The sequence below is a fragment of the Synechococcus sp. Cu2B8-bc1011 genome, from assembly GCF_047302735.1.
GTDB lineage: Bacteria > Cyanobacteriota > Cyanobacteriia > PCC-6307 > Cyanobiaceae > Synechococcus_C.
On sequence record NZ_CP138915.1, the window covers coordinates 2,360,378 to 2,375,355 of the forward strand.

At 55.6% G+C, this 14,978-nt stretch carries 15 protein-coding genes; 9 read left to right on the plus strand and 6 right to left on the minus strand.

The annotated features are described in order from the left end of the window. Nucleotides 1-49 precede the first annotated feature (49 nt). Together SIC18_RS12355 and SIC18_RS12360 are read right to left on the minus strand one after the other, a co-directional pair. Nucleotides 50-562, minus strand: coding sequence for an inorganic diphosphatase (locus tag SIC18_RS12355; protein ID WP_048346929.1), 513 nt, complete (start codon nucleotides 560-562; stop codon nucleotides 50-52). A gap of 301 nt (nucleotides 563-863) precedes the next feature. Beyond that, complete coding sequence (locus tag SIC18_RS12360; RefSeq protein WP_048346930.1) at nucleotides 864-1,328, minus strand: hypothetical protein; 465 nt, start codon at nucleotides 1,326-1,328, stop codon at nucleotides 864-866. Between the two features lie 148 nt (nucleotides 1,329-1,476). Between SIC18_RS12360 and SIC18_RS12365 the strand changes: the two genes are divergently transcribed. The 4 genes from SIC18_RS12365 to SIC18_RS12380 all read left to right on the plus strand — a co-directional run bounded on the left by SIC18_RS12365 (nucleotide 1,477) and on the right by SIC18_RS12380 (nucleotide 6,219). After that, nucleotides 1,477-3,273: a proline--tRNA ligase gene (locus SIC18_RS12365; protein WP_413429785.1), complete on the plus strand. Its 1,797-nt coding sequence runs from the start codon at nucleotides 1,477-1,479 to the stop codon at nucleotides 3,271-3,273. 31 nt (nucleotides 3,274-3,304) lie between these two features. After that, a complete protein-coding gene (gene psb27, locus SIC18_RS12370; protein WP_048346932.1) occupies nucleotides 3,305-3,727 on the plus strand; it encodes a photosystem II protein Psb27 in 423 nt (140 codons plus the stop codon). 66 nt (nucleotides 3,728-3,793) lie between these two features. Next, nucleotides 3,794-5,131 carry an adenylosuccinate synthase gene (locus SIC18_RS12375; protein WP_245407095.1) on the plus strand — a complete coding sequence of 446 codons (1,338 nt, stop codon included), beginning with the start codon at nucleotides 3,794-3,796 and terminating at the stop codon, nucleotides 5,129-5,131. A gap of 74 nt (nucleotides 5,132-5,205) precedes the next feature. Then, complete coding sequence (locus SIC18_RS12380; protein ID WP_048346933.1) at nucleotides 5,206-6,219, plus strand: adenosine kinase; 1,014 nt, start codon at nucleotides 5,206-5,208, stop codon at nucleotides 6,217-6,219. Here SIC18_RS12380 and cutA read toward each other — a convergent pair. Both cutA and cobK read right to left on the minus strand, forming a co-directional pair. Then, nucleotides 6,203-6,535, minus strand: a complete 333-nt coding sequence (cutA, locus tag SIC18_RS12385; protein ID WP_048346934.1) for a divalent-cation tolerance protein CutA — start codon at nucleotides 6,533-6,535, stop codon at nucleotides 6,203-6,205. The two genes, SIC18_RS12380 and cutA, sit on opposite strands and share 17 nt — an antisense overlap. Then, nucleotides 6,519-7,313 carry a precorrin-6A reductase gene (gene cobK / locus SIC18_RS12390; RefSeq protein ID WP_413429786.1) on the minus strand — a complete coding sequence of 265 codons (795 nt, stop codon included), beginning with the start codon at nucleotides 7,311-7,313 and terminating at the stop codon, nucleotides 6,519-6,521. Before cobK ends, cutA begins: the two co-directional genes overlap by 17 nt. 29 nt (nucleotides 7,314-7,342) lie before the next feature. Between cobK and SIC18_RS12395 the strand changes: the two genes are divergently transcribed. After that, the gene (locus SIC18_RS12395) at nucleotides 7,343-7,825 is read left to right on the plus strand and encodes a single-stranded DNA-binding protein (protein ID WP_250394894.1); all 483 of its coding nucleotides are present in this window, start codon (nucleotides 7,343-7,345) and stop codon (nucleotides 7,823-7,825) included. 21 nt (nucleotides 7,826-7,846) lie between these two features. On the opposite strand, the gene SIC18_RS12400 is transcribed toward SIC18_RS12395, so the two are convergent. After that, on the minus strand, nucleotides 7,847-8,041 hold the full coding sequence (locus SIC18_RS12400; RefSeq protein WP_048346936.1) for a hypothetical protein: 195 nt from the start codon (nucleotides 8,039-8,041) through the stop codon (nucleotides 7,847-7,849). Between the two features lie 67 nt (nucleotides 8,042-8,108). On the opposite strand from SIC18_RS12400, the gene SIC18_RS12405 reads away from it, so the two are divergent. From SIC18_RS12405 to SIC18_RS12415, 3 genes are read left to right on the plus strand one after another with little or no spacing between them, the layout of a single operon-like run. After that, nucleotides 8,109-8,675, plus strand: coding sequence for a DUF2854 domain-containing protein (locus tag SIC18_RS12405; RefSeq protein WP_048348260.1), 567 nt, complete (start codon nucleotides 8,109-8,111; stop codon nucleotides 8,673-8,675). 11 nt (nucleotides 8,676-8,686) lie between these two features. Then, nucleotides 8,687-9,544, plus strand: coding sequence for an acetylglutamate kinase (gene argB, locus SIC18_RS12410; RefSeq protein WP_048346937.1), 858 nt, complete (start codon nucleotides 8,687-8,689; stop codon nucleotides 9,542-9,544). A gap of 3 nt (nucleotides 9,545-9,547) precedes the next feature. Then, nucleotides 9,548-10,642: a DUF3153 domain-containing protein gene (locus SIC18_RS12415; RefSeq protein WP_413429787.1), complete on the plus strand. Its 1,095-nt coding sequence runs from the start codon at nucleotides 9,548-9,550 to the stop codon at nucleotides 10,640-10,642. Between the two features lie 2 nt (nucleotides 10,643-10,644). Here SIC18_RS12415 and priA read toward each other — a convergent pair whose 3' ends face one another. Next, complete coding sequence (gene priA, locus SIC18_RS12420) at nucleotides 10,645-12,924, minus strand: primosomal protein N' (protein ID WP_413429788.1); 2,280 nt, start codon at nucleotides 12,922-12,924, stop codon at nucleotides 10,645-10,647. 318 nt (nucleotides 12,925-13,242) lie between these two features. Between priA and rpoD the strand changes: the two genes are divergently transcribed. After that, nucleotides 13,243-14,580 (plus strand): RNA polymerase sigma factor RpoD, encoded by a 1,338-nt coding sequence (gene rpoD, locus SIC18_RS12425; protein ID WP_048346940.1) that lies wholly within the window; start codon nucleotides 13,243-13,245, stop codon nucleotides 14,578-14,580. The last annotated feature ends 398 nt before the right edge of the window (nucleotides 14,581-14,978 follow it).

A 14,978-nucleotide genomic window follows, 5' to 3' on the forward strand; every position in this document is an offset into this window, starting at 1 on the left:
CTCAATCTCAGATCTTGCCGAGAAAAGCTGGATTCAGCACCCTGGGGGCTTACCCTTCAGCCGCTCGAATGCATGACTCCACCAGGGGAGCGACGGCATCCGAATCACGCCAACCTCCGATCGAAATGACGCGACCGTCCATATTTTTGTAAGTACGGAAAAACTCAGCCACATCCTCAAGCTGGCTGGGTGCAATTTGTTGGATGCTCTGAATCCCGGCCTGCCGAGGGTCAGCGACGGGAACGCAAAGGATTTTGCCGTCGTAATGACCCGTGTCATTCATGTCCAGCACCCCGATCGGCCTGGCTTTGATTAAACATCCCGCAAAAGTGGGTTCCGCCATGATCACCATGGCATCGAGAGGGGACCCATCCTCGGCAAGGGTATTGGGAACAAATCCGTAGTCAAAGGGATATCGAATCGAAGGGTGGAGCACACGGTCCAGTGCCATCACTCCAACATCTTCTGAAAACTCATATTTATTGCAACTACCCGCTGGAATTTCAACGATCAGGTTGAGTAGCCCCGGAGAGGGCGAAGGAGGCAGGGACCTCAGATCCATGGCGATCTTGCGCAGTGAGTGGTGTCAAAGAACCCATTGGAGGGCGATCGGTCAGCACAGCAGCCAACGGAATTCCAAGGCTCGTGAAAGCAAGGATGAACCCGAACAAGGCAAGTGTTGGTGCAGCAACTTGAAACGAGGGTTGCTGAGAAGGTTCGGGGGCAGGCTCGGGGTCCATGCAGACAGGATTAAGGACATCCGGTAGGGGGGGTTGTCCCTGTGCAAGCCATACCTGATGGCATGAAAAGCTCCGGAAAGGCGTTATGGAAAGGCTAGAGATAATTGTCGCACCATCTCAGCTCTAAGCGGCTGGACGCTCTTGTCGATCACGACGGGCAGCAAGGTCAGAGGGTGCTGCGGGAAGGTCTTCAAGGTGAGTTCGAATCTGGCGCAACTCCTCGAGGATGGCAGCGAGAACTTGCTGAGTCGCGGTCGAGGGAGAGTTGAGAACTTCAACGGTGACCTCCTTAATCCTCAACACATCCTTGGCAAAACGCGCCACTTCATTCGGATGAAACAGAAGAGGATCTTTTTGATCGCTTCGATATTCAGGATTTAACTTCTTGGGGTTAAAAGGAGGATTTAAATTGCGAGTGTCAGTATTCGTGTAGCGATAAACGGATGCTCTAGATCGGTTCAATGATTTCTGAACATCATCGATAGCCACTAATGCATCTGATTGAGCCATCACCACATCAACATCTGCTCCAGATATTGAAGAATCGTCGGCAGCAGAGACAGGACCATCGATCGACCTAGGAAACATGAGACTGATTTAGGACGCGCTGGATTGGGCCGACAGTAGCAGCTGAAATTCAGGATGCCAGAGAGGTTCCAGGCGATCGGGACACTTCCTAAAGCGACCTTTTTATGCAGCGGTGGTAGCTTCCAATCTCACTCAACTCAGAATTGCTATGCGCGTCTCCCGCCTGATGCTGGTGACGCTGCGGGATGTTCCCGCTGACGCCGAAATCGCCTCGCAACAATTGCTGATTCGTGGCGGATATATCCGACGCGTTGGATCAGGAATCTATGCCTATCTCCCACTGATGTGGAGGGTCCTTCAAAGGGTGATGAGAATCGTCAGGGATGAGATGAATCAAGTTGGGGCACTTGAAACATTGTTACCTCAACTTCAACCCGCCGAATTGTGGGAAAAAAGTGGCCGTTGGCAGGGATACACCGCAGGCGAGGGGATCATGTTCCACCTTGAGGATCGCCAAGAGCGCTCCCTTGGCTTAGGCCCTACCCATGAGGAAGTGATCACGGAATTAGCCAGTGACCTACTGAAGTCCTATCGCCAGCTCCCCGTCACTCTTTACCAAATTCAGAGCAAATTCAGGGACGAGATTCGCCCGCGCTTTGGCTTGATGCGAGGCCGAGAATTCATCATGAAGGATGCCTATTCCTTCCATGCGGATGAAGGCGACCTGGCCAGCATGTATGCGGAGATGGAAAGGGCCTACACCCGGGTGTTCCAACGTTGCGGTCTGACGGCTGTCGGAGTGGATGCCGACAGTGGAGCCATCGGCGGCGCCGCATCCCAAGAGTTCATGGTGACGGCAGATGCTGGAGAAGATTTAATCCTCATCAGCCCTGATGGTGATTACGCAGCAAATCAAGAGAAAGCCGTCTCAATCGCACCCCCTGCTCAGGCCTTACCAAGCGGAGAGCCACAGGTTATTTCCACTCCAAAACAGATCACGATTGAGCAGCTCTGCTCCGCCCAATCGCTTGATCCCAGCCAGATCGTGAAAGTTCTGCTACTGCTTGCCAAGCTCGAATCTGGCGATGAACAGCCGGTTCTTGTCTGTCTACGCGGAGATCAAGAACTCAACGAGGTCAAGCTTGTTAATGCACTGACGCAACAACTCGACAGCCCCGTTCTCGATCTCAGCCCGATCAACGCCGATCAACTGAAATCACAAGGACTGAAGCCTCTCCCGTTTGGCTCAATCGGTCCTGACCTCCCTGATGACGTCCTCACCGGAGCGCGCAGCTGGAACACTCGGTTCTTCAAACTCGCCGACACAACAGCTGCGGAGCTGGAGCGTTTTGTCTGCGGAGCCAACACCAGCGATGAGCATCGCTGGGGGTGCAGCTGGTCTGATCTCGGAAGCATGCCTGCGCTGGATCTCCGCAATGCCAAGGCAGGGGATCACTGTGTCCATAGCCCAGAACAGAGCCTCGAAGAACGACGGGGAATCGAGGTGGGGCATATTTTTCAACTCGGTCGCAAGTACTCCCAATCAATGGGGGCGCAAATCACCACCAAAGAAGGAAAACAAGAACACCTCTGGATGGGGTGTTACGGCATCGGGATCTCACGGCTGGCCCAGGCCGCCGTTGAGCAACATCACGATGACGCCGGAATGATCTGGCCGCTCAGCATTGCTCCGTTTCAGGTGATCGTGGTGGTGGCCAATGTTCAAGACGAGGTCCAAATGGACCTCGGTGAGGCGATCTACAACGAACTCCGGGACTCGGGGATCGATGCCCTATTGGACGATCGTGGCGAGCGGGCTGGGGTGAAATTCAAGGATGCTGATCTCATTGGCATCCCTTGGAGAGTTGTCGTTGGTCGCTCTGCTGCAGAAGGAAATGTGGAACTGGTGCAACGGTCAGAGCGAGATGCCAACGTTTTAAGCCGAGCCGAAGCAGTCTCGTCCCTTCTCGAAGCCATTCCAACCGAGCTTCGCGTCCAACTCTGACCCGCGTAAAGTCCACAAAAGTCCCTCCGACATGATCGCCGTACTGAAACGCCTTACCAGCCGTCTAATCAATGTGAGCCTGGCCCTTTGCCTTGGGCTTTCTTTGCTCGTGACGGCCTGCGGAAACGAGTCGTCCACGCTGACCGGGGACTACGTCCAAGACACCGTGGCTGTTGCCCATGCCATTCACGACACTTTGGCGTTGCCCCAGGACGCGGCTAATCACCAAGAGGCGGAAGGAGAGGCACGCGACTTAATCACCAAATATGTTTCGCGTTACAGAGCCCGTCCCAAGGTGAACGGCTTGAGTTCGTTCACAACGATGCAAACCGCACTCAACTCTTTAGCTGGTCACTACAACAACTACACCAACCGTCCCGTTCCCGAAGCTCTAAAAGCCAGAATTGACAAGGAGCTGAGCAAGGCCGAGAAAGCAGCAGTTCGCGGCACTTAATCACAAAATTGAACAGCACTTTGACCTGAGGCAGCACTTTCTGCGAAACTGCTGGATTGTGCAGAAATGCGGCTTCGGGCCGCCGATTCTTTGGCCAACGTTGTCGTCATCGGTGCTCAATGGGGCGACGAGGGAAAAGGAAAGATCACCGATCTTCTGAGTCGCTCCGCTGATGTCGTGGTGCGTTATCAGGGAGGCGTTAACGCCGGCCACACCATCGTGGTGGATGGTCGAGTTCTCAAACTTCACCTAATCCCTTCTGGAATCCTCTACCCAGACACCACTTGCCTGATCGGCTCCGGAACCGTGATTGATCCCAAGGTGATGCTTGGGGAACTCGACATGCTGATCTCCAACGGGATCGACATTTCAGGCTTGCAGCTGGCATCAACGGCACACGTCACGATGCCCTACCACCGCCTCTTGGATCTGGCGATGGAAAAGCAACGCGGTGAACGCAAAATCGGCACCACCGGTCGCGGCATCGGCCCCACGTATGCCGATAAGTCTCAACGCAGTGGCATTCGCGTCTTAGACCTCCTCGACGAAGCTCGACTTCGGGATCGGCTGGAAGGGCCGCTGAGCGAGAAAAATCAATTACTTGAAACCATCTATGGCGAAAAGCCACTGGATGCTGAAGAGATCATCCGTGAATATCTGGCTTATGGAAAACGCTTAGCCCCTCATGTGGTGGATTGCACCCGCGCCATTCATGAAGCCGCAAGCGACCGCAAGAACATTTTGTTTGAGGGAGCTCAAGGAACTCTGCTGGATCTCGATCACGGCACCTATCCCTACGTGACCTCCTCCAACCCGGTGTCAGGAGGTGCCTGCATTGGGGCAGGTGTGGGCCCAACCCTGATCGACAGAGTGATTGGGGTCGCCAAGGCCTACACCACTCGGGTTGGGGAAGGTCCCTTCCCTACAGAGCTTTCAGGAAGTTTGAACGACCAGCTGTGTGATCGAGGCGGGGAATTTGGAACGACCACGGGGCGCCGTCGCCGCTGTGGCTGGTTTGATGGCGTCATTGGGCGCTACGCCGTTCAAGTCAATGGACTGGATTGCCTTGCAATCACCAAGCTCGATGTCCTGGACGAAATGGATGAGATCAAAGTGTCCGTTGCCTACGAGCTCAATGGCGAACGCATCGATTACTTCCCCAGTAGCTCCGAAGATTTCGCTCGCTGCAAACCAATCTTTGAGACCCTCCCAGGTTGGCAATGTTCCACAGCTGAATGCCGTCGACTCGAAGACCTTCCTGCTCCGGCGATGGACTATCTGCGCTTCCTCGCTGACTTAATGGACGTTCCGATTGCGATTGTTTCCCTCGGGGCCAGTCGAGACCAAACAATCGTGGTGGAGGATCCGATCCATGGCCCGAAGCGCGCGCTCCTCAGCGCCTGAGCGCGCTCGCGTCGGCGCTTCACAGCCGCGATCCAACGAACAGCCATACTTCCGCTGTATTAACGACAGCAGAGATGTCCTCCACTCCCCGGTTCAGCACTACCAGTTCTCTCGACGTGGTGGGCATCGGTAATGCCATCGTCGATGTCTTGGTTCAAACCGAGGACCAGTTTCTAACCGATCACAACCTCACCAAGGGCAGCATGGCCCTCGTTGACGAAGAACAAGCCAAAATCCTTTACGAGGCGAGCGGTGCAGGTCTCGAAACCTCTGGAGGTTCAGCCGCCAACACACTGGCCGGACTCGCTCAGCTCGGAAGCAAGGCTGGTTTCATCGGTCGTGTGCGTGACGACCAACTCGGAACCATCTTTACCCACGACATCCGCGCCGTAGGAACCCGTTTCGAGACACCGGCAGCCGTGACCGGTGCGAGCACGGCCCGTTGCCTCATTCTCGTCACTTCGGATGCCGAACGCACGATGTGCACCTACCTCGGTGCCTCGACTCAACTGGACCCTGATGATCTCGACCTCTCGATGGTTCGCGACACCAAAATCCTGTATCTCGAGGGCTACCTCTGGGATAGTCCAGAAGCAAAAAAAGCCTTCATCACAGCGGCTGAAGCCTGCAGAGCAAGCGGCGGACAAGTCGCCCTCTCCCTCTCTGACGGCTTCTGCGTTGACCGTCACCGTGACAGCTTTCTCGAGCTTGTCGATGGACATGTTGACGTGCTGTTCGCCAATGAGGATGAGATCAAATCGCTCTACGGAGCAGCAGATTTCGAGAGCGCGCTTGAGCAAGTGAAAGGTCGCTGCAGCGTGGCCGTCCTGACCCGCAGTGCCCAAGGGTCTGTCGTTCTTTGCGGTGATCAGAGGTGGGAAATCCCCTCCTACAAGCTCGGCGATCTCGTCGATACCACTGGAGCAGGAGATCTCTATGCGGGTGGCTTCCTGCATGGCTACACCCAAGACCTTCCCTTGGATGTCTGCGGGAAAATGGGGTCAATCTGCGCCGGACAGGTTGTGACCCAATTAGGACCTCGTTCCAAGGTTTCATTGCCAGACCTCATTGCTAAGCATCTGGATTGATAGACGCCGCGGCCCAAGCGCCATAGGCGTGCGATGACTGAGCCTGCCAATGAAGAATCTCGGGGGTGTCGTAGCTGTGGAGTGCCTCAATAGCTCCAAGCAACGCGTTCAATCCCGTTGCAGTGGTCTTGATCAAAAGCTGCACTTCCTTGGCCTCTTCAACCACGCCTTTCCAGCGGTAGCAAGACTGAATCGCCTGAAGGCTCACGCATGCGGCAAGCTCACGGCTGATCAGCGTCTGAGCAAGTGAATCAGCTCTCTCTTGATCAGCCTCCGTCGTCAAGACCAACCACAAAGCATCAGGGTGTTGTGCCATTCAGGTGCACCAGAAGCTGGTCCAAGCTATGCACAACAGGAACGTCAGCCATGGGAACTGGTCGGCGCAGAAGCCATAACCCAAGCCCCATCTCCATCGAAAGATTCTCCCAGAGCGACTCAGTCGCTCCCCCCGACTGCCTACAAAGCACGTCCGTAATGCCCCAGCGCCTGCAAAGTGCAGCTTCCAGTGCTCCTGGCTCGGAACCCTGAAGGGGTCGTACCACTGCGAGTTGTTCCTGTGAAACACCCGCTGCTGCTGCCTGGACCAGAGACATCGGCGACGGCAGAACCCTTGCAAAAACGATGGCCCCTGCTTGTCGAGCGACCTTCGCGGCCTCAACCAACTGGCGGGCACCGAGGGCCAGAAGAAGTCGTTGTCCTGCTAAGGGCTGATTGGCAAGGTCAGCGATGGAGCCGAGCACAACGGCCTTGCCCGACGCCTCCCTCAGGCGTTCGAACCGCACCAGTTGCTGGCCAGAGCCCTGACAAGACTGGTGCAACTGAGTACTAATCCTTAGCGCAAACGGGTGCGTGGCATCCACAACCCAATCCACAGGAATCCTCTGCAGCCATTGCGAAATTGCCTGCGAACCTCCCAGAGCACCGACGTGTATCGCTTCCACAGCCATTCCCCGATAAGGATGGGCAGCCATGTCACTGACAACGCTGACGTGAACCTGCCAGCCCTGGGAGATCAAAGCCGCAGCCAAAGGGGGGCCATCACCCGTACCTGCCAGCAACCAAACAGTCCCCTGGCGATTCGTCTGTCGGTGCATCAGGATGGCGATCACTGTGACAGCTGAGAATGAACCACTGCGTGCTCGAGGTGGATGTCCTTCAAGCTCCCACCCTGCGATACACCCAAGACAATCAAACGCCCATTGCTGAGATGGACGTGTCCTTCGATGCCCTCCGACCCGATGACCCTAAGGGGCAATTGAAGGTCGTCGGATGGGGCAACCTCGCCCAGGACCTTCAAAATCGCGTGCAAGTCGGGCAGCGGCTCGTGATTGAGGGCCGACTGCGCATGAACACAGTTCCCCGTCAAGACGGCACCAAAGAGAAGAGAGCTGAGTTCACCCTCTCCAGGCTGCATTCAGTGGGTGCAGCGGGATCCAGCCCGGGCCAGCCCCCTGCCGCTGCTCGCAAAGCGCCAGCTCGACCCGTACCAGCTCAGACGCCCCAGTCTTCCGAATCACCGACCAAGCCCGCGGCGGCTGGACAGGATTCAGCGGCTCAATGGAACACCTCTCCCCTTGTTCCCGAGACCGACGACATTCCCTTTTAACGCCAGCAAGGAGCAGGGTTTTTACTGATTTTTGTCAGACAATTGCTCTGAAGCACGCAAGAGCAGCTGACCCAGCTCTCGCTCGAGGGCCGCTAGATCCAGTCTCAAAGCTGGCCAGCGGCCGCGATCAATTTGTTCGAGCAACCAAGCGCGATCCGTCTCCAGCTGAGCAATAAGCTCTCTGGTTTCAACAGCCTGTTGGGACGAGGGATTCATGATTGTTGGACTCCTCCACCCATCCTGCAGTCCTCTTGGTCACAATGGCTGCAATGCACGGGCCTCAATGAACGAACTCATTTCGCCCGGAAGTCTGATCACCATCGCTGGCGGTGTCCTCACCGTGGTTGGTGCTCTGGCCTACGGAGCTGGCAATGCCAATCTCAGCCTGCCCACCATTTTTTACGGAATTCCCATTCTTCTCGGGGGTCTTGCCCTCAAATCCTCGGAACTTCCCCCAGCACGCCGGGTGACTCCCAAAAGGCAATTTCGCGAAGAACGCGAGACGGCATCTCCCGAACTGGTCAAGTTGCTGAACGATGTCACACGCTGGCGCTATGGGCAGAAAGCTCACTTAGAGAGCTCACTCGAAGCGTTGAAACTCTGGGATGAAGACAAGCCGTCTCAGCTGCTGGAAATTGAAGAGATGAGTAATGAAGCGGGATATGGTCTGAGGATGCGCTTTGCCTGTGAAGCAGTGGGGCTCGAGCGTTGGCAAGAACGCCGCGAGCGCTTGGGTCGTTTTTTTTCGAAAGGTATGGAAGCGGAAATTATTCCACTGGAAAACGATCAACTCGATTTGACCCTGCTCCCCAAGAATGAGGCCACGAGAGGCGAGCATGGAGAGCCCTGAGCAGCTGCAGCATGGATGATTCCCTACGGGTCTCCGTCCTGAGCGAGGCCCTTCCTTACATCCAACGCTTCGCTGGTCGGCGCATCGTGGTCAAGTACGGCGGCGCGGCCATGGTCCACGCAGAGTTGCGTGATGCCGTATTCCGCGACATCGCCCTACTTGCCAGTGTGGGAGTGCAGCCGGTGGTGGTTCATGGGGGTGGCCCAGAGATCAACACCTGGCTGAAGCGACTCGACATTCCCTCCGAATTTCGTGGCGGTTTGCGGGTCACCGATTCCGACACGATGGACGTGGTGGAGATGGTTCTTGTTGGCCGAGTGAACAAACAGATCGTCAACGGACTCAACCGTCTTGGAGCAAGCGCTGTAGGCCTCAGCGGTAGCGACGGCCGACTGGTGGAGGCTCGTCAATGGGGGGATGGCAACCATGGCTTGGTCGGCGACGTGGCTCGGGTGAATCCCGATGTGTTGGAACCACTTCTGGCACGGGGATACGTTCCGGTGATTTCAAGCGTGGCTGCCAACCCGGATGGGGAATCTCACAACATCAATGCCGACACGGTTGCTGGAGAGCTTGCTGCGGCACTCGAGGCAGAGAAATTGATTTTGTTGACTGACACCCAAGGAATCCTTCGCGATCGCGACAATCCCGACTCCCTGATCCGACAGCTCAGGCTGTCGGAGGCACGGCAATTGATCCACGATGGCGTTGTTGCCGGTGGAATGACGCCCAAAACAGAATGCTGCATTCGTGCTCTGGCTCAAGGGGTTGCTGCAGCCCACATCGTGGATGGTCGTGTCCCCCACGCTCTTCTCCTTGAAGTCTTCACCGATGCAGGCATCGGAACGATGGTTTTGGGCCGCGGTTAATCGATGACCAATGCACTGGTAGCCGCGGAAGCCGCTCTCGAGCGTGGCGATTACGGCCAGTGCATCGCACTGTTGGAGCCGCTCGCAGAAGCCAACACGATCAGTGACAGTCAAGGAGCTGAGATCCACATGCTGTTGGTCACAGCCTGGATGGGGAAGGGGGATGAGAGCAAGGCCCTGAGCACCTGCCGACGCCTCACACGATGCAAAGATCCAGAGCTAAGAACACGGGCACGGCAGTTGCTGGATGTTCTTGAGGCGCCAAGCCTGGAAAGGCCTGCGCGCTGGTCAATGCAATTGCCAACATTGGAGATGGATCCGCGGGTTGGCCAACGACCCAAGCTATTCAATCGCCGCAAACTGCCACCACCACCACCATCACCTCCTACCGGTCCAACTCGAGCCCCGGCAGCTGGCTTCGCATTACTTGTCATCACCGTGCTGGTTGGGCTCATGCTCTTGTTGAGCGGCTGCGTACGCATCACTGCAGATCTCAGCCTCCCAGGACCAGACAGGGTGGAGATGGCTTGGACAATCGACAGTCGCAGTGGCTTGAAACTTCCTTGGCAGGACGCGTTCAGCCGAGAGTTGAGAGCGATGCATCTGCCTTGGAAGGTTCGCAACTCAGGACACGGTCATCTTGAGGTCAAAGCACCAACCCAAAACAGTGAGGACGCCGCTGCACTGCTGAGCCAAACGGTCGAAGCAGCAGGACGAACAGCCGGCCTTGTACTACCAGCACCCACCCTCAAACTGGAAGAGCGCAACTGGCTCGTGGGTCTCAAGCAAGAGCTGCTGTTGGAACTGGATTTAAGAGCTCTGGAGAGCCTGAATGAGCTGCAAATTGTGGTGCGTCTTGGGAACCAAGCGAGCTTGCACGATCTGCAAAGCAGCCCTGCAATCGCAAGCAAAAACGCCAAGGGAGAGCTCATCTGGCCGCTCACGATTGGCGTGCAGAACCGGTTGCAGTGGAGTCAATGGCGCTGGAGCCGCCTTGGAGTAGGCAGTCTCGCGATCGTGGCGCTGCTGATTTTGACTGCCAGCTTGCAACGGCTTCGGCTGATGATGGGTTTCGGTTACCCGGAATTACCGTCCTGAATTCAGAGCTGTAGCGGGTCTGGATCAACAGCCAGTGACACCCCACTGGGCAAGCCATCCCAAAGGGAGCTGCCAGAGGGCAAAGGCAAGGCCGAAGCTTGTGGACCATGCATCAAGAGCTGCCAGCGACTGCGTCCAGCAACCCTTGCCACCGGAGCTGGAGCTGGACCGATGAGCTGCCAACCAGCATCCTTGCAACCGGGCCGAAGTTGTTCCGCCACAACGGCAGCAGCAGTTGCCGTTGTGGATGCGGACGTCCCAGACAGCCGCAAGACACAAGCCCTGGCATAGGGCACCAATCCGGCTTCGCGTCGCTCCCGAGCTTCCTCCTCCAAAAAACGCTCGTAACGACCATCGACCAAGTGCAAAATCACCGGATGATCGGGGCTATAGGTCTGAACAAGGACTTGCCCGGGACGCTCTCCACGGCCAGCCCTGCCTGCGAGTTGCAATAACAACTGAAGCGCCTGCTCCCCAGCCCGGAGATCGGGACGGTGCAACAAGCCATCAGCTGCCAACACGGCGGCCAGCGTGACGCTTGGCAGGTCCATCCCTTTCGCCAGCATTTGGGTTCCCACCAAGACATCCGCTTCACCCGCCGCAAATTGCTCCAACAAACGCCGATGTCCGTCGCGTCCACCGGTGGTATCGCGATCAAAGCGCAGCAATCGCAGACCCTCCAACTCAGACTCCAGTTGCTCCAAAACCCTTTGAGTGCCAGCACCAAAGGGCTTAAAAGCTGACGAGCCACAATGCCCACAGTTCGTCGTCACCGGGGCTCGGTAATCACACCAGTGGCAACGCAGCCACTGGTGACCGGTGCTTTTTCCATGAACGGTCAACGCCACATCGCAATGCGGACACTGCATTACCTCACCACAGCTTCGGCAGCTCAAAAACGTGCTGTATCCACGGCGGGGCACTAGCACAACCGCCTGTTCTCCCTGTTCAGGAAGTTTCGACAAACGATCCATCAGCGCCCTGCTGATCAAGCGCCGATGGCCATCGGCGAGCTCATGGCGCATGTCGATGATCTGAACCGGCGGCAAAGGCTGATGAGAGATGCGCTGTTGAAGACGAGCTAAAGCCAACGGACCCTCTGGAGCGAGTTGAATCCAGGTCTCAAGTGAGGGTGTTGCACTACCCAGCAAGACACGACCTCCCTCCCTTTGCACTCTCGCCATCGCAAGGTCCCGGGCGTGATAGCAGGGCATCGGAGACTCCTGCTTGTAGGAGCTGTCGTGCTCCTCGTCCAAGACAATCAAACCCAGGGGACTGAGCGGCAGAAAAATGGCCGAACGGGTGCCCACAATGACGAGCGGTTCTTCTGCCTCCAAGCTGTTGCGCCAGGTGTGGACCCGTTCTCTTTCTTTGCAACCACTGTGATATTCGAGCACTCGAGAGCCAAATCGACGCCGACAGCGATCCACCAGCTGGGGAATCAAACCAATTTCGGGAGTCAGCAACAAAACATGTCGCCCTGCTGCCAACTCATCAGCGGCGAGCTGGAGGTAGACCTCGGTCTTCCCTGAACCGGTGATTCCCCAAAGCAACACACCTCCACCCTCGGGTTGCTTTTGAAGGGTTTCAATTGCAACCCGCTGCTCGCTGTTGAGAGTTCTGGGAGCTTCAGTCGCATCGACCAAGTTCACCGACACCGGACTTGGCTGCGCATCAGAGGCGAGACGCAACTCACGAACCAAAAGCTCTCGGCGCACTAGGGCTTGCACGATTCCTGATTGAAAACCTGCAGCGACGAGATCTCGCTGCCACGCTCCCCCCCCGAACTCCTGCAACTTGGACACCAAGCAGGCCTGTCGCGCTGGCAAATCAGCATCCAAATGGGGGGTGCTGTCAGGCAAGGACACCCACCAAAGCTTGCGTTCCTTCACGGTTGTCACAACGCGCTGACCCAACCAGCCAGGAGGGAGAGCGGCTTTCAGCATTCGAAACGGGCTGGTATGACAACGTTGTGCCATCTCCTCAAGCCACAATCTCCAGGCTTGTCCAACGGCAGCCGATTGCAGGAGCGCATCCACAGGCTGGAGCGGGCGGCTTGCATCCTCAGGTTGTGTTCGACAGGCCGTGACCAACCCCTGAATGCGGCGACCGCGCAGGGACACCTGAACAAGATCCCCTAAACGAACATTCAGTTGCTTCTGATCGCAGTACGTGAAGGTGCGACCATCCCGACCCGCTTCAACCCAAACATCGACCACCACTAGAACTGGTGGCGGGCGGACGGGGTTTTTCGAAAAATCGGCTATTGGGGTTGCGTTCATGACACGTTTTTTTTAAGATAAATATTGGACAGCTTCAAAGGCTGTTGTTGGAACAAGCAGAGTTCCTTCCAAAGGGAAGATCCGAAGCTCGAGCCATGGAATTCCATGAAGCCGACCGGTCTGAGAATGCCCTTGACAGTTCTGCATCGGACCCCTCCAGCTCTCCCAATTTTGCTTAACGCTCAGCGTTTTTCTTTGCGCACCGTTTCTATGAAGGGAAGGTGACGCCTCAAAAGCATCCGCCCGCATCAGGACGGTTGCATTGACTGTTGATGACATTCGCTTCCTATTCCGCTCTCTCCTTCGTTACTGACCGCCATGAGTCCTGCCGCGACCAAGTTGGCAAAGGCCAAAGCAAAACAAGCGCCTTCAATCATGATGCTGGCCGACGAGAAAGGTCAGCCCAAGCAAGTGAAGGCCAAAGCAAAGCCTGCCTCAAAAGCCAAGGCAGCAACAAAGGCCAGCACCAAACCAAAGGTAAGTAAACCCACTAGCAAAGCTAAAACCAGCAAAGCCAAAACCAGCAAAGCCAGCAGCAAAGCCAAAGTCAGCGCTACTTCAGCGAACCTGGACGCCTCTGCAGATCAACTACTGGCTGCAGCTGCAACGACTGCCACCGCAGTAAAAGCCACTGAGACGTCAGCAGCAAAAGCCAAAGCAGAAGCGAAAGCCAAGGTTTTAGCGAGCATCAAGGTAGGACCCAAAGGTGTTTACACCGAAGATTCCATCCGCGTTTACCTTCAGGAAATCGGACGCATTCGCTTACTGCGTCCGGACGAAGAGATTGAATTGGCTCGCAAAATTGCGGACCTACTGCATCTCGAAGAACTCGCAGCGCAGTTTGAAAGCGATAACGGCAAACTTCCTGACACCAAGGAATGGGCAGCACTGGTTGAGATGCCAGTGATTCGCTTCCGCAGACGATTGATGCTTGGCCGACGAGCCAAAGAAAAAATGGTGCAATCGAACTTGCGCCTCGTGGTGTCGATTGCCAAGAAATACATGAACCGAGGCCTTAGCTTTCAGGACCTCATTCAGGAAGGCAGCCTTGGCCTCATTCGTGCCGCGGAAAAATTCGACCATGAAAAAGGATATAAGTTCTCAACTTATGCCACCTGGTGGATCCGACAAGCCATCACTCGCGCCATCGCAGATCAATCGCGAACCATCCGACTACCTGTTCACCTTTACGAGACTATTTCCAGGATCAAGAAAACAACCAAGGTCCTCAGTCAGGAATTTGGACGCAAACCAACAGAGGAAGAAATCGCCGAGTCGATGGAAATGACCATCGAGAAATTGCGCTTTATCGCCAAGAGTGCACAGCTTCCAATTTCCCTCGAAACACCCATCGGCAAAGAAGAGGATTCACGGCTAGGCGACTTTATTGAAGCCGATATCGAAAATCCAGAGCAAGATGTTGCTAAAAATCTTCTTCGCGAAGACCTTGAAGGAGTTCTTGCAACCCTTAGCCCTCGCGAACGAGATGTCCTGCGCCTTCGCTACGGCCTTGACGATGGACGCATGAAAACATTGGAAGAAATTGGACAAATCTTTGATGTAACCCGTGAGCGGATTCGTCAAATTGAAGCCAAAGCCCTTCGTAAATTACGTCATCCCAACAGGAATGGAGTCCTCAAGGAATACATCAAATAAAAAGCCAAGCTTGAGGCAGCAGTTCTCCCACCTCCTGTCTTTAACAGGGGGTTTTTCAATGCTCCATTGCAGATCAACTTATTACCTGTAAAGCGAATTAGCCATCGATATACTTGAGCAGGATCTTACAAGTAAGATCTGTTTTAATATTCCTCTCCTTCCCCCATTTAAGGCCTCGAATTCATCGAGGCTACCTGCAAGATCCTGAATCAAGATATGAAACTCCTGAGGTCCCCGCTGGCTGGGGCACGCATCGAATGACTGATTCTGAGCCTGAAAAGGGACGCCCAGAAGGGACAGGAACGGAATACAGAAGAGACTTCTCTCGTCAAAGCATGACCTCCATTAGCTACTCACACTGACACCAAACCTTCAAACAAAACACATCAACTAAAACC

Bases quoted from the DNA above. Each gene is read 5' to 3' on its own strand.
- SIC18_RS12415 (WP_413429787.1), top strand. From the start codon at position 9,548: ATGACCAATGCACTGGTAGCCGCGGAAGCCGCTCTCGAGCGTGGCGAT.
- priA (WP_413429788.1), bottom strand. From the start codon at position 12,924: ATGAACGCAACCCCAATAGCCGATTTTTCGAAAAACCCCGTCCGCCCG.
- SIC18_RS12360 (WP_048346930.1), bottom strand. From the start codon at position 1,328: ATGTTTCCTAGGTCGATCGATGGTCCTGTCTCTGCTGCCGACGATTCT.
- rpoD (WP_048346940.1), top strand. From the start codon at position 13,243: ATGAGTCCTGCCGCGACCAAGTTGGCAAAGGCCAAAGCAAAACAAGCG.
- SIC18_RS12405 (WP_048348260.1), top strand. From the start codon at position 8,109: ATGAACGAACTCATTTCGCCCGGAAGTCTGATCACCATCGCTGGCGGT.
- SIC18_RS12395 (WP_250394894.1), top strand. From the start codon at position 7,343: ATGAACCACTGCGTGCTCGAGGTGGATGTCCTTCAAGCTCCCACCCTG.
- SIC18_RS12400 (WP_048346936.1), bottom strand. From the start codon at position 8,041: ATGAATCCCTCGTCCCAACAGGCTGTTGAAACCAGAGAGCTTATTGCT.
- SIC18_RS12355 (WP_048346929.1), bottom strand. From the start codon at position 562: ATGGATCTGAGGTCCCTGCCTCCTTCGCCCTCTCCGGGGCTACTCAAC.
- SIC18_RS12365 (WP_413429785.1), top strand. From the start codon at position 1,477: ATGCGCGTCTCCCGCCTGATGCTGGTGACGCTGCGGGATGTTCCCGCT.
- psb27 (WP_048346932.1), top strand. From the start codon at position 3,305: ATGATCGCCGTACTGAAACGCCTTACCAGCCGTCTAATCAATGTGAGC.
- cobK (WP_413429786.1), bottom strand. From the start codon at position 7,313: ATGCACCGACAGACGAATCGCCAGGGGACTGTTTGGTTGCTGGCAGGT.
- SIC18_RS12380 (WP_048346933.1), top strand. From the start codon at position 5,206: ATGTCCTCCACTCCCCGGTTCAGCACTACCAGTTCTCTCGACGTGGTG.
- argB (WP_048346937.1), top strand. From the start codon at position 8,687: ATGGATGATTCCCTACGGGTCTCCGTCCTGAGCGAGGCCCTTCCTTAC.
- cutA (WP_048346934.1), bottom strand. From the start codon at position 6,535: ATGGCACAACACCCTGATGCTTTGTGGTTGGTCTTGACGACGGAGGCT.
- SIC18_RS12375 (WP_245407095.1), top strand. From the start codon at position 3,794: ATGCGGCTTCGGGCCGCCGATTCTTTGGCCAACGTTGTCGTCATCGGT.